Annotated in this window: 17 protein-coding genes; 13 read left to right on the top strand and 4 right to left on the bottom strand. The window is 44.3% G+C overall.

Annotated elements, in window-relative coordinates; genetic code table 11:
* Window positions 1–233 precede the first annotated feature (233 nt).
* The 4 genes from FC18_RS07335 (at window position 234) to FC18_RS07320 (ending at window position 2543) form a co-directional block, all read left to right on the top strand.
* Entirely contained in the window at window positions 234–803 is a 570-nt protein-coding gene (locus tag FC18_RS07335; protein ID WP_054680132.1) for a hypothetical protein, read from the top strand.
* Between the two features lie 2 nt (window positions 804–805).
* Window positions 806–1048, top strand: a complete 243-nt coding sequence (locus FC18_RS07330; protein WP_054680134.1) for a hypothetical protein — start codon at window positions 806–808, stop codon at window positions 1046–1048.
* 27 nt (window positions 1049–1075) lie between these two features.
* A complete protein-coding gene (locus FC18_RS07325) occupies window positions 1076–1366 on the top strand; it encodes a type II toxin-antitoxin system HicB family antitoxin (RefSeq protein ID WP_054680137.1) in 291 nt (96 codons plus the stop codon).
* A gap of 127 nt (window positions 1367–1493) precedes the next feature.
* Entirely contained in the window at window positions 1494–2543 is a 1050-nt protein-coding gene (locus tag FC18_RS07320) for an acyltransferase family protein (protein ID WP_054680140.1), read from the top strand.
* 72 nt (window positions 2544–2615) lie between these two features.
* Here the strand turns inward: FC18_RS07320 and FC18_RS07315 are convergent, their stop codons facing one another.
* A complete protein-coding gene (locus FC18_RS07315) occupies window positions 2616–3692 on the bottom strand; it encodes a hypothetical protein (protein WP_056975907.1) in 1077 nt (358 codons plus the stop codon).
* Between the two features lie 347 nt (window positions 3693–4039).
* On the opposite strand from FC18_RS07315, the gene FC18_RS07310 reads away from it, so the two are divergent.
* Window positions 4040–5161, top strand: coding sequence for a CDP-glycerol glycerophosphotransferase family protein (locus FC18_RS07310; protein ID WP_054680150.1), 1122 nt, complete (start codon window positions 4040–4042; stop codon window positions 5159–5161).
* Window positions 5162–5205: 44 nt separating this feature from the next.
* Here FC18_RS07310 and FC18_RS07305 read toward each other — a convergent pair whose 3' ends face one another.
* Window positions 5206–6129, bottom strand: a complete 924-nt coding sequence (locus tag FC18_RS07305; RefSeq protein ID WP_054680153.1) for a glycosyltransferase family 2 protein — start codon at window positions 6127–6129, stop codon at window positions 5206–5208.
* Window positions 6130–6131: 2 nt separating this feature from the next.
* Complete coding sequence (locus tag FC18_RS07300; RefSeq protein WP_054680156.1) at window positions 6132–6545, bottom strand: GtrA family protein; 414 nt, start codon at window positions 6543–6545, stop codon at window positions 6132–6134.
* Window positions 6546–6663: 118 nt separating this feature from the next.
* Between FC18_RS07300 and FC18_RS07295 the strand changes: the two genes are divergently transcribed.
* From FC18_RS07295 to FC18_RS07270, 6 genes are all read left to right on the top strand, one after another.
* Complete coding sequence (locus FC18_RS07295; protein ID WP_156660887.1) at window positions 6664–8409, top strand: hypothetical protein; 1746 nt, start codon at window positions 6664–6666, stop codon at window positions 8407–8409.
* A gap of 209 nt (window positions 8410–8618) precedes the next feature.
* Entirely contained in the window at window positions 8619–9656 is a 1038-nt protein-coding gene (locus tag FC18_RS07290) for an ABC transporter ATP-binding protein (protein ID WP_156300973.1), read from the top strand.
* On the top strand, window positions 9656–10474 hold the full coding sequence (locus FC18_RS07285; RefSeq protein ID WP_054680165.1) for an ABC transporter permease: 819 nt from the start codon (window positions 9656–9658) through the stop codon (window positions 10472–10474). The genes FC18_RS07290 and FC18_RS07285 overlap by 1 nt, the downstream gene beginning before the upstream one ends.
* An 86-nt stretch (window positions 10475–10560) precedes the next feature.
* Window positions 10561–13563 carry an LTA synthase family protein gene (locus FC18_RS07280; protein ID WP_054680168.1) on the top strand — a complete coding sequence of 1001 codons (3003 nt, stop codon included), beginning with the start codon at window positions 10561–10563 and terminating at the stop codon, window positions 13561–13563.
* A gap of 143 nt (window positions 13564–13706) precedes the next feature.
* Window positions 13707–14105, top strand: a complete 399-nt coding sequence (gene tagD / locus FC18_RS07275; protein WP_054680172.1) for a glycerol-3-phosphate cytidylyltransferase — start codon at window positions 13707–13709, stop codon at window positions 14103–14105.
* Window positions 14106–14112: 7 nt separating this feature from the next.
* Window positions 14113–16479, top strand: coding sequence for a CDP-glycerol glycerophosphotransferase family protein (locus FC18_RS07270; RefSeq protein ID WP_054680176.1), 2367 nt, complete (start codon window positions 14113–14115; stop codon window positions 16477–16479).
* 51 nt (window positions 16480–16530) lie between these two features.
* On the opposite strand, the gene FC18_RS07265 is transcribed toward FC18_RS07270, so the two are convergent.
* The gene (locus FC18_RS07265) at window positions 16531–17373 is read right to left on the bottom strand and encodes an outer membrane protein assembly factor BamD (protein WP_156300974.1); all 843 of its coding nucleotides are present in this window, start codon (window positions 17371–17373) and stop codon (window positions 16531–16533) included.
* Window positions 17374–17577: 204 nt separating this feature from the next.
* Between FC18_RS07265 and FC18_RS07260 the strand changes: the two genes are divergently transcribed.
* Complete coding sequence (locus FC18_RS07260) at window positions 17578–20007, top strand: glucosaminidase domain-containing protein (RefSeq protein WP_056975903.1); 2430 nt, start codon at window positions 17578–17580, stop codon at window positions 20005–20007.
* 23 nt (window positions 20008–20030) lie between these two features.
* Window positions 20031–20603 carry an XcbB/CpsF family capsular polysaccharide biosynthesis protein gene (locus FC18_RS07255; protein ID WP_056975901.1) on the top strand — a complete coding sequence of 191 codons (573 nt, stop codon included), beginning with the start codon at window positions 20031–20033 and terminating at the stop codon, window positions 20601–20603.
* The last annotated feature ends 21 nt before the right edge of the window (window positions 20604–20624 follow it).

Raw genomic sequence — 20624 nt, 5'->3', positions numbered from 1 at the left:
TTATGGCGATGGGCGGCTTCCCGGATGGGGGGCCGTCTTTTTTGTGGAATTTTTTGAAATTGTTTCGGGGGATTCGGGGTGTTTTGGGGAAATTTAATAGGTGTAGGCAAAATTGACTTTCGGAATTTTAAACCAACTGAAACTCCGACCAATACATGTTTTGCCTGGCTCATATTAATAATGTTAACCATAAGAATGTGCTAGAATTATGGTGACAGGAACAGGGGATTGATATGTCTGTTTTTGCGGGAACTATTTGGTACAAGTTGCCAAGTTGGCTAGCAGTGCGCGAGGCCGTTACGTTTATTTCGATTATTGTTGGCGTACTTGGGTTTGCTATCGCTGTAGCCACTTTCGTTAATGCATTGATTATTCGGCAGGTTGATTTAGACAGCAAGCGATTTGACCGGACGGTGGGTTTCATCGAAGAGTACAACGAGAAGTGGCGCGAAGATATTAAAGGGGCAGTTGAAAAATTTAATCTACTACTAGCAGATGAAGAGAGTCAGCTAGATTCAGGCACGGACGATGAAAGATTGGAGCTTATTCGCTTAAGGGCGGCAAACACTTCCGGACTGGTTGAAGCGGTGCATTACTTAAATTTAATTGGTTATATGTTGACGATGAATCAGTACATCTATAAGGACGATTTGCGTCAAGCAATTCAATCGCAGCTTTATCGGGCCTTCAGCGCGCCTAAGTATCTCGCGACAGTTACATCATTACGGAACCTTTCGTCGATGAAATACTTACCTAAGTTGTTCGAAGAAATTGGTCTTGAGCAAGCGAGAGAGGATGATTAGGTATGAGTATTGAGGAAGAAAATCGTAAATTTAAAGAGCGGGTTATGCACATGAGCCAGGCGGAACTTGACCGGGAAATGGTGATACAGGCTAATGAAATCCGCGAAAAGGTTGGCTTGGGACCAGTGAGTGGCATTGACGAGGTTAGAAGGCTTTTAAAGACACCACCGGAACCAGTTGTTAGCCGACCAAGCATCGACGATATGAGTTTATGGCAGAGATTACGGTATGCATTGCGGATATAGTCAATGCATAACAGTGGAGGTTGCACAATGACAATTGTTACCTATCCGATTATCTTGCACCCCGAGACAATCGGTGGCTACTCGGTGGAAGTTCCGGATATTGCTGGCGGTTCATGGACGCAGGGCGAAACGGTCGGGGAGGCGATTGCGATGGCACAGGATCTAATTGGCACTGTGCTCCAGAATGAGGAAGAGTTTCCGGAGCCGACGCCGATTACGAACTTGGAATTAAGGGAGGATGACTTCTCGGCGTTTGCCAACGTTGACCTTGGTGAATTTCGCAAGACGCATGCCACGACTGACCAGCCTGAAACGTGAATTGGGCGTGTAGTCTTCAGGCGAATGCACCCGGACCGCAAAATGTGCGGCTGGGTGCTTTTTTGCGTCTTGCTTATCCCGCAATCTTGCGTAAGCTTAAACAAGATACATATGCAGGAGGATAATCATGGACATTATTCTGATTTTAATCGCGGCGCTGTTTGTTGCCGGCATGCGGCCTCAGCTGGACGGACCCAAGGAAGGCTACCTGGCGCGGGACACCACGGCGACCATCAACGGGTTGTTTATTTTGCTCGTGATGTTCAGCCACTTCATGACCTACCTGCCGGATGCGGGGCGGTTTTCGCGGCTGGCCAATATCTGGATGGGAACTAAGGGCGAGCTGATTGTGGCAACGTTCCTGTTCTTTTCCGGCTACGGCATCATGGAGCAAATCAAGCGGCGCGGGCATACCTATGTTGACACGTTCCGCGTGCGCCGCATCTTCTTCGTGTGGGCCAAATTCGTGGCGGCCGTGACGGTGTTTTTCGTTATTGGCCTACTGACGCGGCGCAGTATGACGCTGAGCCAGGTATTGCTGTCGTACTTAGGACTGTCGTCAATCGGCAATAGCAGTTGGTACATCTTTGCCATTTTGCTGATGTACATCGTCACGTACTGCGCGTTCAAAATTTGCGGGCAGCACACGCGCGCGGCGTTCGCATTCGTGCTGGTTGTCAGTCTGGTGTACGCAGTAGTCGCGTTCAAGACGCTGCCGGACTACTATTTCGAAACGATTCTCTGCTACTTCGCGGGGATGGTGCTGTCGCGGTATAAATCCAGCTTCGACGCGCACATTGGCCGGTCGTGGACGACTTATCTGACTGCGGGCGTGTTTACGGCTATCGTGTTTGTCGGCACGTACCTGACCTGCGCGCGGACAACCGGGGTAGTGCACTACGCAATGTACGAAATCGCCGCGATTGCCTTTGCCATGTTGTTCGTGCTGCTGGCGATGAAGTTTCGCCTGCGCAATCCACTGCTGCGGTACATGGGTGGCAGCGCGATGTTTTCCATCTACGTCCTCCAACGCATCCCAATGATGTTCGGCAGCCAGACGGTGCTGCTGGGACACCCCGAACTGTTCTTCGTGTTCGTGGCCGTCGTGACCGTGATCCTCGGGTGGCTGTTCGACCGCGTGGTGGATCAGGGGCTGCGGAAGGTGACGGGGAAATAGAAAAGTGCACGTTAATAGGGCGGCGACTTCGTGATTGAAGTCGCCGCCCTATATTATTGGCATAATGTCGCTCTAGAATGAGTGCTGTAGGTAGCCCCGGAAGGTTTTGCCATCAAGCGTGTAGACGGCGATATATTGAATCTCATTCGCGCTGAAGAAACCATTCTTTGCGTAGAGCTTCTCGCCGTATTTCAGCCGGCCAGCTTTGCCTTTACTGGTCAAATTAGCATTTAATAGCTGCAGCGAGGTGTCACCGTCAGTGCCAGCTGTGAACTTGGTAATCCAAAAAGTGGAACCTGAGCCCAAAATACCCGTTTTCTTGGCAATCTTGGCATTAACATACCCCATCCAGTTATTCTTCACGTATAGGGAGTAGTATGTCTGCCCGTTACTGTGGTAGTAAATCGCTTTAACTGTGTAAGTGTACGGCATTGCTGTCAGGTTCGTGTAGTCGGAAACCTTAAAGTCGAGGTCGCGCCAAACGCGGTCCTCGTGAAAGCCATCTTTGTCGACCTTATTCAGGGAGACGTATAGGGTTGTACTTGGTTTAACGGCATTCCCTTGTTTCTTGTTCGTGTTGGTCAGCGCGTTCATGTTGATGTACCCGAACCACTTGCCGCCACGGTACAGAGAGTAGTAAGTCGTCCCGTTGGCGTGGTAGTAGATCCGCTTGACCTGGAACGTGTGCTTCAGGTAGTTCTTGGTGAGGTGGTTGGCTTTCCAGTTGAAACCAGAGTAGGTCTTCCAGCCAGACTTGTTCATGATGGCGTACTTGCTGGTCGCTACCCCGGAGCCCTGCGCGTTCTTCGTGGTCGTAAGCCCGGTCGCGTTGACGTAGCCGAACCACTTGCCTCCACGGTAAGTTGAGTAATATTTGCTTCCATTAGCTTTGTAATAGATCCGCTTGACCTGCAGCGTGCGGTTCAGGTAATTCTTGCTGTAGTGCAGCTTCTTGGTCCAGCTGAAGTTGCCCCAGAAGTTATACCCAGACTTCTTGACGACAACGTACTGATTGGTGGCCTTTGAGTAGCTGCGGGCGGCCGCAACTTGGTGCGTTGGCGCCTGGTTAGTCGTAGCGACAATCCCCGCGCCCAGTGCGGCGGCGAGTAACATGCTCAAGCGGCCCAGATTTGTTTTAGCTTTTTGCATCTTTTCTTCCCCCTCGATATGTGAAAAACATAATAGCTGATTACGAGGTGAATATAACATAAATCACGGACCGGTTTGAGCAGCTTCGGGTAAGAATTTGCTCATTTTTGCATATGTGTAACGGGAAAATTCAACTAAATAACCGGCACAAATGCTTTTCATGAAAGTTGATAGAATAACATGCTGAAAAACGGCGATTTTGTCATGATTGAGCATAATTCACAAGCAGCTGCTAATTAAACGGCGAGTGAAATTTACCTCCGCGTAAGCAATATTTAGCCCGCACCTAGTTGAGTTATGCCCAGCCTTACGCGATAATTAGGGCAGAAAGAATGCGGGGGATAACCATGGGGATTGAGCTTAAGTCGATGATGAAGAACCTTTATATGGCGCGGTTGCGGCAGGTCAAGCCGAATAGCAACTACGGCAAGTGGGTGGTGTACGTCGCGACGTTCAACGACAACGACGCGGGGCTGATTCGAGCGCTGTACGAACACTATGGTCAGCGGCTGATTGTTTTCTTCGGCGGCAACGCGGCGCGGCAGGCCAGTGAGCTGGCGGAAACGGGCGTGCACACGGAACCGCTGACCACGCGCAACATGGCGGTCAACGGCGCGGTGGGCTACATGAAATCCGCCGCCGTGATGGTGGTGGACAATTACGTGGCCGAACTTGCGGCGATTCCAGAGTCGATCGAAGTTTACCAAATCTGGCACGCGGCCGGCGCCATCAAGAACTTCGGCTGGGACGACCCGGCGACTTCCCAGCGCCCGGCCGCCGACCAGCGCCGTTTCCAGGAAGTCTACAACCACTTCACCCACATCGTCGTGGGTTCGGAGAAGATGGGCGCCATTTTCCAGCGCGCCTACCGTCTGCCCAAGGAGCGCATCATGCTAACAGGCTTTCCCCGCAGCGACGAGTACGTGCACGTCGCCGATGACGTGCCGGTCCACGGCGACCAGGTGCTGTACGTGCCGACGTACCGCGAGGACAATGCGGACATGCTGTCGGTGCTGCGTTCAGCTTTCGCCGCCTTCGAGCGCGTGCCCGAGAAGCAGTTCACCGTGAAGCTGCACCCGACCGTGCAGCTTGACGAGCTTCCTGACCTGCCGGAGAACGTGCAGCTGAGCCAGGCCGACCTGGCCCAACTGATGCCGGGGACGGGGATGCTGATCACGGACTACTCCTCCGCCGTATTCGAGTACGCACTGATGGTGCCGAGCGGACGGACGGTGTTCTTCTGCCCAGATTTCGTGAGTTATCGGAAGGTGCCGGGGGTGCAGGCGGACTTTTTGGAGTGGGGGATTGGGAGCATTACCTATAATGGTGATCAATTGATTGATGAAATTAACTCCACCAGTTCCGGTGCGGCTGAACGGAATAGTTCTGCTAATGAGATGTGGAATAAGTATAATGACGGGAATGCGGTTGGTCGTCTGCAAAGAATGATTGAGGCATCCGTTAAGTGATAGCGTAAAAGGGCTCCGCAGAAAATGCGGGGCCCTTTGCGCTATTATTTGATTTCTTTAGCAATGAAAATTGGTCGATTCTTAACTTCGAGGAAGATTCGTCCGATGTAACGGCCTAAAATTCCGACGGCAAACAGCTGGATTCCACCAATCATCAGGAAAATTGAGACCATTGATGGCCAACCGGCAGTCGGGTCACCGTAAATTGCGGCACGAACAACGATGAAGATAAGTGCAATGAATGCCGCGATGAAACTGATGATGCCGAGCCAAGAGACAAACTTGAGTGGCGCGTCGGAAAAGTCAACAATCCCGTCGATGGAATATTGTAGCAGGCTGCCGAAATTCCAACTGGTTTGACCGTGTTGCCGTTCTACGTTGGTATATGGCAGGTACTTGGTCTTAAAGCCGACCCAGCCGAAAATACCCTTGCTGAAGCGGTTGGTCTCGGACATTGCCAGCACGGCGTCGACAACTTGTTGGGTCATAATGCGGAAATCACGCGCGCCTGGAATGATGGGGGTATCGCTGATTTTGTTCATTACCTTGTAGAACATGTTGGAGAAGAATGACCGAATTGGAGGCTCCCCAGTGCGGTCAGTTCGGGCAGCCCCAACCATGTCGTAGCCATCTTCAATACCAGCAAGCATGTCCGGAATCATTGTCGGTGGGTCCTGCAGGTCAGCATCCATCACTGCGTACAAATCGGCTTTCGCAGTGCTGAGACCGGCATACATGCCAGCCTCTTTCCCGAATGAGCGGGACATATCAATGAAGTGGACATCGCCGTCTTCTTGCTGGACTTTTTTAATTGCTGCTAATGTACCATCGGTGGATCCGTCATTGATAAACCAGGTTAGCAAACGGTATTCCGGTAGTTTGGCGAATGTTTCAACCAACGCTGCATGAATAAGTGGAACATTTTCTTCTTCGTTGTGGCTAGGAATTACAATTGCAACTGACTTCATCCTTACTTCTCCTCTTTAGTTACAAAAATAAGTTTACTGAAGATGTAGTTTGAAATAATGACTACAACCTGTGTAATGACCTTCGCAACCCACGAAGGTAACCCCATTACGCTGATAAACAGAAACATAAGACCGTCATCTAAGGCTAGTGATACGCCACGGAGCGTGAAGAATGACACCAGTTCACGAATGAATGCTTGCTTAGTGGTGTACGCAGACCGGAAAACGATTTGCTTGTTCGTGAAGAAGGCAAATACGACGCTTGCAAACCAGGCAATGGTGTTCGCGATTAAGTAATTCATACCTAGGTGATGTAGTACAAAGTAAACCACCATGTTGACTGCGGTAGTGGCAACACCGACTATGATATATCTAAAAATCATTGAATATTTTACAAAAATTTGTTTGAATTTCATTCTAATCCCTTTTTAGTTATGTTGATTTGCTTTTTAGGTTAAGTATATCATACGATAGCCTGTGTATAAGTTTTGAAGAACTTATTGCTGGTGTAAAAAACATAGAAGGTTGGTATTGGTGTTGAAACTGAAAAAAGTTTGGCCGATTTTTTTGATTCTCATAGTTGCATTGTTAATGGTAGCTCCTCAGATGATTACTAGAGGTTTGGTACTTGAAACTGATTCCCTTTTTCATTTTAATCGGATTTTTGATACGTACAGCCAGTTCAAAGCTCATAGCATTAATTACTTTCAAATGAACTATGGTTATGAACAGAGCGGTCGGATAATTAACGCTCTATATGGACCTTACTTTGCATATTTTTTGGGTGCAGTGTTGTTTGTGTCAGGGTCGTGGGTTAAATTTGAGATTGTTTCATCTTTTCTGTTATTTTTCGTGGCAGGATTGAATATGTATTTTCTTGCTAAAAAACTTAAAGCCAATACACTATATTCTTTGTTAGCAGCAATACTTTTTATGACTAGTCCGTTTATAACAGCGTGGCAAACATCACAACAATTTACTTCATGGGGTGTTTCAGTGATGCCGCTTGTCATTTACTTCGGTGTAGACATGATTAGCGCAAGTAAAGTGAAAATTTTAGGTCTCGCCGGATCGGTTTCATTAATTATTCAAATTCATGTGTTTAGTGCCTTTCTATCAATCGTTGTGCTCTTTATTCTGTTCATGTTATCTATGGTGCTTAATAAGCAACGTGTACAGATACTTAAAGAGGTAATATTGGCAGCCGTAATAGCCGTATTTTTGACGGCAAATGTGTGGGGCGGGATGCTAGATGTTTTTCTGCGGAATAAGGTATTTCCTCCATTTCCAGTGCTAACAATGGCGGCAAGAACAACGACCTTTTCCCTTACGCAGATACCAGATGTGACACTAGACTTCGGTCCTGTTATGTTTGTGATTGCCATATTGACAATTGCGTTGCTTTTTTTTGCGAAGACTACACGCATCACTAAAGTTCTGTTAGCTGTTGGATATACTTTTTTGGTAATCTCGTCAAAATTATTGCCATGGAATGATTTAGCAAAATCATTTCCACAATTATCAACCTTCTTGCAGTTTCCGGTAAGACTTGCTGCAGTGTTTATCGTGTTGGTGCTGCCCGGTTTAGCAGTTTTGCTAACTGAACTTCATATTAAGAGCAATGGATTTCGTACATTGGCGGTTGGACTATGTACTGCGCTGATATTTAGCGGTGTAATCTTGGAAGTGAGCTCAGCATACATGGCATCTTCTGTGTGGAATAGTAGTGTTTTGATGAGACGTACCACGAATCTTTTTTTAACAAGAAAGGCTAGCACTACACAAATTAGGGAGGCGTTCTCGTCAAATGACTTAGGAGAGGGTTTAGAATTACTCACAAAGCCATCACCTGATTATTTGCCTGCAAAAGAAGAAATTACTGCAAGAAACTATGTTAACGTTCATCCATACGGTCAATATTACACCGGAATAATCTCAAAAAACGCAAATTACAAGAAAACCGTTAAAGGTCAAAAGTTAATTACTAGCTGGAAATCAGGTTCAAAAAAAGCAATACAAGTACCCGTGATTGCATATTCCGGAACAGAAGTTGTTTTAAATGGTAAGAGGCTTAGCGGTACAAACTATAGAACGAATGGAATTGGATGCTTGGAGGTACAACAAAGAAAAGGTATAAATACGCTTATAACTGACTATCATGCACATTGGTGGGCAGGAGTGCTTATTGTTGTCTCGGCAATCGCAACGGTTTTGTATGCTTCATTGATTATAGGTTTATGGACCATGAGATTGAAGCAAAATTCGCGTGCAGCTTATTGATTTATTTTAAACAGCGGTGTTATACGAAAGGTTAAACAAAGTTGTGGGCTAAGAAGGCATTACGTAAATTTAAGACTCTCTAAAAGACAAGCCGTTGCGAAATGGGTATAATACAGTAGACTTAATTATTCCGTAAAAAGGAAGGAGCTGTTAACAGCTTGGACAAGAAGCTCAAAATTCGTGCTCGCTATCTAACCAAAGAGTACGACATGATGAAGAACAAGAGCGATATGCTTAAAACGTTACTTCCGTTTGGCAATAATGATATAGAAAAATTCTGGGCGCTTAAGGGCGTCAGCTTTGATGTATACGAAGGGGACAGTGTCGGGATTGTCGGTCTGAACGGTGGCGGTAAGTCAACACTGCTTAACATTGTTTCACAAATTATTCCGCCTACCTCTGGTGAATTAACCGTTAACGGTACTACCAACATCATTTCTGTTGGTGCAGGGCTTAACGGTAAGCTTACCGGGCGCGAAAACATCATTATGAAGTGTGAAATGCTGGGTATGAGTGATGATGAAATCCAGGAAAAAATGGATGACATCATTAACTATTCTGGTGACCAAGTAATTGGCAAGATTGACCAGCCCGTTAAGACGTATTCAAGCGGGATGAAGAGCCGTCTTGGTTTTAGTGTCCTGGTACACCAGGATCCGGATATCCTGATTATTGACGAAGCTCTTAGTGTAGGGGATGCGCCTTTCTTTGAAAAAGGTGTTGCACGCATGAAGGAGTTCAAGGAGCAGGGCAAGACGATTATGTTCGTTAGTCACAGTCTCAGCCAAGTTAAGGCGCTCTGTGACAAAGTTATCTGGATTGACCATGGCCGAGTGGTTATGGAAGGCGATGCGGATGAGGTTCTACCCCAGTTCGATGAATTCCAGCGTACCTACAACAAGAAGACTAAGGCTGAACGTGCAAAGATTACGCGTGAGTCTGGGAAGGACTTCGACCTTGAAGAATTACGTCAAAGTCACCCAGACGAACCTGTTGAGTACTTTAACCGGCGACTGTACGATAAGCCATTTAGTTGGACAACTAGGTTGGCACTCTTCTTGATTACAATGGTACTTTGCTTTACCGTTGCTGCAGACCTGAAGAACTTACCATTACGAACTGCGGTTATGCATCCGCAAATGGTGCTCAGCCTCAAGTGGCTAATTGTGATTGTTGCTGTTATTGCAGTGATGTTCATATACAGTAACGTAACACGACACTTTAAAGAAAGGCATGTGCTTGATTAATGAAAGAAGCATGGTTAGTACTTCTGGATCAGTTTAAGAACTTCAGAGTCATTAATCGCCTTGCTAAGTATGATGAAAAGTCAACTTTCCAGGCTCACTTCTTGGGGGCGATTTGGCAAATTCTTGATCCGGCGATTAACATCGCAATTTATTGGTTTGTTTTTGGGATAGTCCTTTACGGTGGCCGCCTAATGGACGGATATTCCTATATTGCATGGCTCCTTCCAGGGTTCATTGCTTGGCAGTTCATGCGTTCCGAAATTCTTGGTGCCAGCCGGAGTATGGTGCAGCGGGTTGCAATGGTAAGTAAAATGCAATTCCCCGTATCAACGATTCCGACAATGACACTTTTTAACCAGCTAATCAATTACTGGTGGATGTTGGGACTTAGCTTGGCCGTTATGCTGTACTATGGCGTTCGACCATCAGTTTCGTGGATTCAGTTCATCTATTTCTTTATCTGTATGATTGCGTTTCTGTATGCTCTAGGTTTGCTGACATCGACAATTACGGTTGTGGTACGAGACTTCCACACATTGTTAAACAGTGCAATGCAGCTGATGTTCTGGATTAGTGGTACTATCTTCAACTTCCAGGCAAATACTGTGATGAGTGCACACCCAATGGTTATGAGGATTATCGAGATTAATCCGTTCTATTATGTTATTAACGGGATGCGTGAAGCGTTTCTTGGCACAGGCTGGTTCTACCATGACATTAAAGGCATGGTGATTTTCTGGTCGATAACATTATTAATTGGGATTTTTGGGAGCCATATACATCTGAAGTTCCGGAGCCGGTTCGTAGATTACATTTAAATTTGTTAATATAAACGTTGGCTGTTACTCTATAATGGTCAACGTTTTTACATATATACAGAAAGACAATTTCAAGGGGAATTTCAATGAACCAAAAGTTTAGAGAAAACAAATCCAATGTTGCAAGGACTGCCTTAGGCCTAGTCTTATCCTTCATCTTAATTGCGGGTTATTTGCTTTTTATCAAGCTAGGTGTTGTGCGTTTTAGTGATTCGGTGGCGAAGCTTTCGCTGTCTTGGCTCGTATTTAACACCATAAGGTATCTATTTTATGTATTTGTTGCCGCAAGCTTGATGCTGATTTTCCGGCTTAACTTTGCCAAGTTTAAACGTAGTGGGACACTGTTAACTACTTGGATGTTTTTCATAGTCTTTCTTGTAGTAACGACAGTCTTCGCACTTACCCAAAATAGCACACTTGGTGCAGGGGCATTGTACGGGTCAGTATTTGTTGTAAGTAGGGGAGTATTCCCATTTGTTACTGGCGTTCTAGCGGTGATGGCCTTGAGCACACTGATTGAACGAGCAGCAAAGATTCGCGGTATTACAGCACTATTTATTTTAGTGCTGACAATGCCAATTATATTCAATACAAACATTTTCTATTTTGGAACTGGATGGTCAGTTACCGGAATCGTTGCACTGGGATTTGCTAGTGCAATTTCGGCGAACATTCATCGTCACCGTAAAACCATCGTCGCATTAAGCGTAGTGGCTTCGGTAGCTTCGATTATCATTATGGGAATTGTTTCGCAACAGTACCATGGTAATTTAGAAACCGCGCTACGTTTTATCAGCATGTCGTCTCCACTAATTATTGTTCCAGCAATGGTCATTACTAGTTACATTCCGTTAGATAAGTCTAGCGATAAAATTAAAGCCAATACTAAGTTAGATTTCATCACTATAACCTCACTTGCGTCGTTAGTCACTATTACTGGTCAGCCGTATACTTCTATTCTTAAAAGTTGGAACAGTTATTTTCAGAAAAGCTTTGGCGAATTTCCCGGCTTATTAGTAAGCTCACTAATTTACGCGGCTGTAATCGCGCTTGTCGCATTTGTACTTTACCAATGGGTTGTTAGTTCACCTACAGGGAAATCGTTGCAATCTAGTCGTTATGATTGCTCAATCTTTGAATTGTCTGATTACGTTCATGTCAACTTCAAAAAATGTATGCATGGTTTGGTATCCAGACACGGTTTAAAAATTTTAGCAATTGGAGCAGTACTTATTCTTCAAGCCCTCGCAGTGCTGAGTACGCATCAATCGTTAAAGATGGTAAACCTGATGTCTCGCCCTGATATGTCAATTCTTTGGTTTTCTTTTGTGTTGCGTTGGCAAACAATTCTAATTGGAACGGTATTCGTTTTAGCTGTGTTTTGGTTCTTCCTAGGATTGTCTAATAGATATTGGTTTTCTTTAATCACTACGACTGTAATCTCACTAGTATTATCGATTGCAACATATATTAAAACCGGGGCAAGATCTGAGCCAATTATGCCTGCTGACCTTGATGAACTCAATTCTATCAGTCAGCTACTGCAAATGGTTAGTCCGGTTCTGTTGATTGGTGCACTCATTGCAGTAATTGTTTTAGCTGTCGGTGTTTTTTTCTTGGAAAAGAGGACGGGTAGTTTTAAACTGCGGCACTCGACGCGTATAGTGTTGGTTGTATTGCCGATTGTGTTCTTTGGTTTCATTAAGGATGTTAGTATTGAAGACACAGCTATGAGCAATTTCTTTGAAAATTTCAGCATCTATAAGTCAGCTTCGAATCCACTTTTGGGGGCTCAAGAAAACGGGCCGTACCTGCAATTTGCACGCAACATGAATATTGTGGTCATGGCTAAACCGTCGGGGTATTCCAAAGCGGGAGTAAAGCAGGTTTATAAGCGGTATAGCAATCTTGCACATAGCATAAACGTCAATAGGAAAAATAAACTCTCCGACCAAACATTTATTTTCAACTTAAGCGAAGCATTCTCGGATCCAGCAAGAATTCCAGGACTAAAATTAAATACTGATCCTATTCCCAACATTCATAAGTTGGAAAAGAGTACAACATCTGGGTTAATGCTGAGCTTTGGCTACGGTGGTGGTACTGCCAATACTGAATTTGAGGCAATGACTGGGCTTACTCAGGGTAATTTTGATACACGAATTTCTTCGCCGTATTCGCAGCTAGTTGAACATCTTAATGTGGCACCGAATATTAGTCAGGGCTTTGACTACTCCAGCGCGATTCATCCGTTTGTTGGGACATTCTACAATCGAATTGGTGTTTTTAAAAAGTTTGGAATTAACAAATTTGCCTATCTCGGTAGCAAGTACAAAATTTCCAACCAAAAAAAGTTAGGTAACAGCACATACCTTTCTGATGAAACTGCATACGATAATGCGTTGAAGCAGCTTAAAGAAAAGAGTGATGGTCAGTTTATAAATCTGATTTCAATTCAAAATCACTATCCGTACACAGGTAACCTATACCCAAATACCTCGTTTAAGGCTTCCGGAAATGCGTCCAGTGGCACTGGTCGAAAACAGCAGATTGAAAACTATGCTCAAGGAATCAACTACACGGATACAGCTGTTGCTAAGTTTAAGAAGAAACTGGATAGCATTGATAAGCCAATTACTTGGGTATTTTACGGTGACCACCTACCAGCAAGCATCTATGACTCTGTTATGTCGAGTCACACTTCATTGCTTTTGCATCAGACGGACTATTTCGTTTATAGTAATAAGTATGCGCGGGAGCATGGCGCGGCTACTAAGTTAAACGGTCGTCCATATGCCGGCGCAAATGACTTTATCTCATTGGCCTTAGAACAAGCAAACGTTAAAGTGAATGCCTATGAGGCTATGCTGACTGAAGTTTCTAAAAAATTGCCAGTACCTTGGATTAAGATTTTGGATGAAACTAAGAGCAGTACTTATGGGATGAGATTTGTTAATTCGAATGGTGGGTTACTACACTACGCCTCATTAACAAAAAAGCAAAAGCAGATTTTACACGACTATCAGATTATTCAGTATGATATCACAGCTGGAAAACAGTACAGTCAGAAACTAGGGATGCGCCCATAGAGGAAGAGGAGATTCGTTGAAAAACGAATTTCCTCTTTTAGTTTTTAAACATTGTGTAACCAAGGTTGATGACGTAATGTTGCTGTAAACCAACTATGGTAAAATAGCCTGTAGAATTGTAAAAACTGATTGGAGAAATCAAAATGAAACGTGTAATTACTTACGGTACTTTCGACCTTCTACACTATGGTCACATCGAGCTGTTGAAGCGCGCTAAAGCTCTGGGGGACTATTTAGTTGTTGCGCTCTCCACCGACGAGTTTAATTGGGACAGCAAGCAGAAGAAGGCATACTTCTCCTTTGAGAAACGGAAGAAACTGCTTGAAGCAATTCGGTACGTTGACCTTGTTATTCCGGAACAGGCTTGGGACCAGAAGGAAAAAGACATCAAGCTGTATCAGATTGACACATTCGTAATGGGTGATGACTGGAAGGGCAAGTTTGACTACCTTCGGGATGACACCGACGCTGAAGTGATATACCTGCCCCGGACCCCAGAAATTTCCACAACGAAGATTAAGAAAGACTTGAACGTTAAGTAGGTGCGGCATGAAAAAAATTGCGTTAATCGGCTTTAACATTTTTGCGCCAGGCGGTACTAGTCAAAGTAACTACAACATGATTGAGGAATTTCATGAGGCTGGTTACGCTACTGCCTTCTACAATTTTCGGCCATTTTCCAAGCATGATGTTCGGAAACTTAAGGCAGAACACACCTATGCAGCGAGCACTAGCTTTTATCAGTTTCAAGATTTGGATAAGGTAGATGATCCTGACTACATCTTCATCACGCGTGAAGAATTTTTCTGCCTTGCACCATATTTGCGTAAAGTAAGTACTGCTAAGATTATTGGTGAGATTCACGCACCATTACCGATGGTCAACGAAGAAGATTTGGAACGCTATTTGCCGTACATGTCCTTTGTTCGTGTGGCTACTGATTCAGTTAAGAAACAGATTGAAGCTAAGTACGACTTTCACCGGGTGTACGCACAGACCGTCAGCCTTAAACATATTAAGACGGTTGAGCTGCCGTATGAGACCAAAATGATTGATGAGGATGGCTTTGTTAACTTAGCTGTTCGCGCACGTTTTGATTATGTTAAAGATATTCCGTACTCAATCAGGCTGATGGACTACCTGGTAAACTTTAAGGGCTACAATAACTACCGTTTCTTCATCACAGGTTATGGTCCTGCAAAGACGCTATACCGTAATCTGATTAAGTACTATAACTTGGAAGACAACGTGCTGCTTAATGAAGATACACCAGCAGATCACATTTACCTATCAACGTCGTTCATGGAAACATTCGGTTACTCAATTGTTGAAGAGTTCAGTGAAGGACACCCAGTTGCGCTCTACAGCGGGGATGATGGGGTACTGAAAGAAAACTTTGGCGAATTTGCCGACTGCATGTGGATTACAAAGAATATTGCTAAGGACGCAGCTGCACTGGTTGAGTTCGTTGGTCAAGAACATTATGCAGCGGATTATCAACATAATTTGAAGCTGATTGAAGCAATTAAGGCAGACTATGTTGGCAAGTTTGAAGTCAACACAGCCGGTGATAACGCAGCGGAGAAGAACGAATCTGATGAACTAACGCTTGAATCGACGCTTGCGGTTGTTGCTAAAAAGATGCGACAGGATGGTATGCGTAAGTTCCGTAAGTTCTACTACAAGATCAAGAAGGTTCCGGGTCTGGGTTCATTGGTTAGTCAAGACTGGATTCGTGAACCAGCGATGAATATTTTGCGCGCAATGACAGGTAGTGTTAAGGCACCTGACGAACCAGAAGGCAAGTTGTCGCCGCACAAATATTTCATCGAGTCGTTCCATGGTAGTAACTTCTCTGGTGACCCTAAGTACTTCGCGTTGGCGATTCGCGACCGTGATCCGCAGGCTGAAATTTTTGTTAGTTCCCGGAATCAACTTGTTGATATGGAAGCCGGTAACTATGGTTTTACACCAGTACGTACGGGTAGTCTGAAGTATATCGAACAGTTTCAGAAGTGTAAGTACGTATTTATGAACGGGAATACTCTCGATAAAGCGGGTAAGCGTGATGGTCAGGTGTTCATTGAGACTTGGCACGGCTTCCCGATGAAGAAGATGGTCAACGACCTTGAAGATGAAAATCAACGGGAAATTGAATCAACCGCTTTTGCGCCACGGATGCAAAAATGGGATTACCTGACAACTTCGTCTGATTACAACACCGAACTCCTAGAGTCCGCGTTCAAGTTAGCCGATAACAAGGAACTGACCATTCTGGGTAACGGGACGCCGAAGAATGAATACCTGTTAGCACATGACGGTGATGAGGCTGAGAAGGAACGAATCTTTGAAAAGTACTTCAACCGTCCATATAACGGTAATGAACACTTTGTTCTTTTTTGCCCAACGTGGCGTAAAGGGAACCGTGGTGAAGTATCAGAGCTTGATTTGACAGAAGTAATTAATAAACTTCCCGAGAATTATGAGCTGATTGTAAAGCTGCACCCTAATGAAGGGGGTATGCGCAAACATTACTCAGACCTTGATCCGCGAATCTACTGTTTCTATAACGAACTCGTCGACATTCAGGAACTGTATGTGCTTGCCGATGTTCTGATTTCTGACTACTCATCAGCGATTTTTGACTATGCGATGCTGGATAAGAAAACTATTGTTATGCAGGAAGATGAAGATGACTACGCCAAGAAGATTGGCTGGTATTTCGACAGCGAGACTGAGTGTGGTTTGAAGGGTAAGAAATATACAGAAGATGAGCTTGTTGCCGCTATTCTTGCACCGGATGATGACAGAGAGTACAATCGGCTGATTAAAGAGCGACTGATGACCAATGAACACATCGGCGCGACTGAGGATGCGCTGAACCTGATTGTTGGCCGGGGGTCAAATAGCTTCTAAATGAAAAGCAACTTGTTAAAAACGAATATTCGTTTTTGACAAGTTGCTTTTTTAGTGTAAATCAGATGCTTTGATATGTGTTCTGCCAGCCTTGCGAGCGTTCGTAATGGCGGTGGTTACATCGCTGTCGCTCCAGTAAGCCGGATTTTCGCCAGACGCTTTTAGGTCAGCACGCGCATTTTTGATGTCGGTCGCGGTGATGCTACCCTGTGAACTGCTGCTGGAGCTATCTGATGAAGTGGTTTCATCATTACCGTTGACAGAAGTTGCTGTGCTTGCGTTAGAAGATGGGGTTGACGTCGATTTTACGGTACTTGTTGATTGGGTATTTAGTTGACTGGTCAGAATCTTGACCTTAAGTTGCAATGCTTTTTTGTAGATTGCTCGGTACTGTGGCTTATCATATTTATTCTGGAGAATTAGATTTACAGCGGTCATTGCTTCTGCGGGTTTTCCAGCAGATAGACTTTGGTTTGCAGCGGAGTAGTTGTTCTTTAGCCCACTGGTATTTTGTTTTACTTTTGAAACTAGAGATTTTAGCTTTGCAATAGCGGCCTTAAGCTTGCTATTATTGACTTTCGCGTTTAAGTTCTCGGCCGTATGCAAATTTGTAAGTGCCTTGGAAAAATGCAATTTCGTGTAATTGCGTTTTGCTGAAGCCAGGCTTGCAATTTGTTTACTTTGATTCTCGTTCTTTTTTGTGTTTGAACTAGACTCTAACGCTTGGCTTAAGCCGAGCGCACGATCGTATTGCTTTTTATTGATGTTTGAGTCTATCTTTTCCTGAATAGCGGCAGTGTCAAAATTGGAGCTCGTTTTTGCTTTCTTAGAGCATCCACCGAGTAGAACGGCGCTAATAGCAAGAACGGGTAGGAACTTAGTTAGCTTCATCATTATTTCCTCCAAGGTACAGTCTTTTGTTGACCCGTCATTATCTTAGCACAAAAAGCTATAGGTCAGAATTGCTGAACATGTTTTTGCTGATAAGATATTTGTCTAGTTTTTCACTTTCGTAACATAAACGTCTTTTTGGGTAATAACGTATAAAAAGCTTTATAATTGGGAGGATTAAGTAAAACAGTTAGTGAGGAGACAGTTGTGACTAGTCACAGGAAGATTGAAAAAAGACACGTAGTACGTAATGGGGCGGTTGTGCTTACTAGCGCGGCTATTATTGGCACGGGGTCAGTTCTGATTGTAGAACAGCATAATCAGCCAGTGACCCAAAGCGTTAAGGCGGCTACTTACGATATTAATGGGTATATTAAGAAAAACAAGGTTCAACCAAAGAAGACAATCGTTAAAGACCTGCACAATTTTTCAGTGTTTGATTACTCAACACCGGACAAGTTGCCAAATGGGATTGTTTTTCATTGGACAGCAAGTGAGAGCTTGAAGGATTCGGCGCGCGCTGAGGCTGACTATGAAATCAATGGTGGCTGGAACCGTGCGTTTGTGCACACCTTTATTGATGATAAGCAAATATTAAATATCCACGACACCAACAAGGGCGTGTGGGGTGCGGGCCCGAAAGCGAATGCTCGTTTTGTTCAGTTTGAGATGTGCACGGCGGCCAACGAAAAAGAATTTGCACAGACAATTACGAATGCTGCTTACTACACAGCGTACATCTTGTATCAGTATGGCCTAAAGCCAACTCTTGGCCCTGACGGATCGATTTGGACACATCATCAAGTTAGCCTGTACCTGGGTGGGACTACGCATGTGGATCCGGATGAGTATCTTAGCCGATGGAACTACAACACAAGTAAGTTTTTGACGTTAGTAAAGCAGTACTATGCACCAATGGTGGCAAAAAAAGCGTACAGTTCTGCTATTCATTATGATAATTATGTAACGGTAACCAGCAAAAAAGCCACAATTTGGGGTGACCTAGACTTCAAGAAGAAGCGTGGCAGTTCATCAACGTACTACAATCAGACACTTCATGCGAAGGCGGCTTTTGGACGTAGTGGCAGTCACTATTTGTCGCTTTACGATAAGAGCAATAAGTGGGTTGGATATCTGAATGCGTCATGTGTTCAAATCGAAAAAGGTGGACAAGGCAAAGCAATCTCATACGGGAAATACGTTACCATTGTGAAGTCCACTGCAAATCTGTGGTCCAGTTTTAGTTGGGCAAAAACTGGTAAGACGACAGCAGACATATTCAACAAGACATATCTTGCCAAGGTTGAGTACAAACACTTCAATGGCAGCACATATTTATCCCTGTATGACAAAAAAGGTAAGTGGCTGGGTTATGTAAATAAGACCCAGACCAAGGAGGGGTCGTCTCAAGGCGGCGCAGCACTTCCTATTTCCGAGTACGTATCAGTGACTGCTAATGACTACACAGTATGGCGTGATCTAAATGGTAAGAAGAAGCTAGGAATCTCTAGCTCACTTCAGGGCAAGACATTAATTGCCAAAGCACAGTATAATCACTTTAACGGCAGCAAGTACTATTCACTTTATGATCACAATAGTAAGTGGCAGGGATATATTAATGCCACCGGCGTTAAGAAGACTGTGATTCAGGGACCATATAAGAGTATTAAGAAGTATGTTACTCTTAAAAAATCAGGGTATCCAATTTGGCGGAACTTGAACTTCACTAAAAAGTTAAGTAATACAAGCTACCAATTAAACAAGACATTTTTGGCCAAGTGCGAATTTAATCACTTTGACGGTAACACATACTACTCACTATATAATGCTTCCGGTGTTTGGCAAGGGTATGTAGACAAAGCTGCTACAGCGACTGGCTCTACTGCTGGTGGATCAGCGTATGTGTACAACAAACAAGTCACTATTCAGCGTAACTATCCTTTATGGAAGGACTTTGAGGGCAAACAAAAGCTAGGAACTACTGCCAAATTACAAGGACAAACAGTGCTGGCCAAGTATCTATTCCACCACATTAACGGTAGCACCTATTACTCACTTTACGACAATACCGGCAAGTGGATGGGATTTGTCAATGCAGCTGTTTCTGAGGAACCAGATGTAACGGTTACACCAATCACGGTGCCGGCGAATCTTTATGGCGTGAAAACGACATCGCTTAATGCTTCACAGAAGAAGTTCTTGAAGCAGCTTATAGCGATAGCGATACCCGTCGCCAAAAAGTACGGTTTGTACCCGTCAATCATGGTAATGCAAGGGGTTAAAGAATCTGCTTGGGGTACTAGTGAATTGGCAACAAAGGCAAATGCATACTTCGGTGTGAAAGCCGATACAAATTGGCTTGGATCAACGTACACAAAGGTCACAGCTGAGCAAAATCAGGGTCAAGTTAGCGCCGCCTTTCGTAAATATGGCAGTTTAGCTGCATCAGTTGAAGATTATGCACGAAACATTGTTGCGAAACCTGAATTTTACTCAGGAGCACTTAGAAAAAACGCAGCAACTTGGGAGGCTGCTGTGAATGGATTGAAACCATATGCAACTTCAACGACGTATCTTAGCGATTTAAAGAGTGGAATTAAGCAGTACCAGTTTAATAAACTCGATTCAATCAAATAAAATCAAAAATTTTGGTGAAAAATATGAAGAGAACCGTAATAAGGCTTGGGGAGCAACCGGATTGGTCTTCCGAAAAAATTGTAATTAATACTGGGACAAGTGACAACATTCTTAAGCTCAGCCGGACTGATGCATCTGCGAATAAGGCATATCGGGAAATGTTGGCGCACGACTATGTTCTGTACATGCATAGCAACGAAAAATCATTTTTTATCAAAAGAACGCTGGTAAGTACCCTCTGGGAACGCAAAGATTTAATCCAGTTTGGCGATACATTTTATACACTGATGGATGTTCCGGAAAATAAAGTAAACCGTTTAGCCCCAAAGCGTTTGGTTGTGATTTTTTCATCCATGCCATCCGCAAAAGATTATCTCTCAGATAAAATTGCGCCACGAATGTTCGTACAAAACTATCCATCACTATGGAAGCAAGTTGTTAAGAATACCATGATTTTGCGCATTATGGATCTTAATCTGTCATATGGTAGCTACTATATGAATGCTGGGTCGTATAATACGTTTGAGGATGATGTTCAGGGAATTATCGCAAAAGTATGTGAAGGCAGATTTTATAATCAAGTTAGCCACTCGTGACCAAGTTCTTCTGAAATAAAA

This window comes from Lacticaseibacillus sharpeae JCM 1186 = DSM 20505 (genome assembly GCF_001436225.1).
In the GTDB taxonomy this organism is placed as follows: Bacteria; Bacillota; Bacilli; order Lactobacillales; family Lactobacillaceae; genus Lacticaseibacillus; species Lacticaseibacillus sharpeae.
The sequence above is the reverse complement of the archived record's forward strand: the minus strand, read 5'-3'. Positions and strand labels throughout refer to the sequence as shown.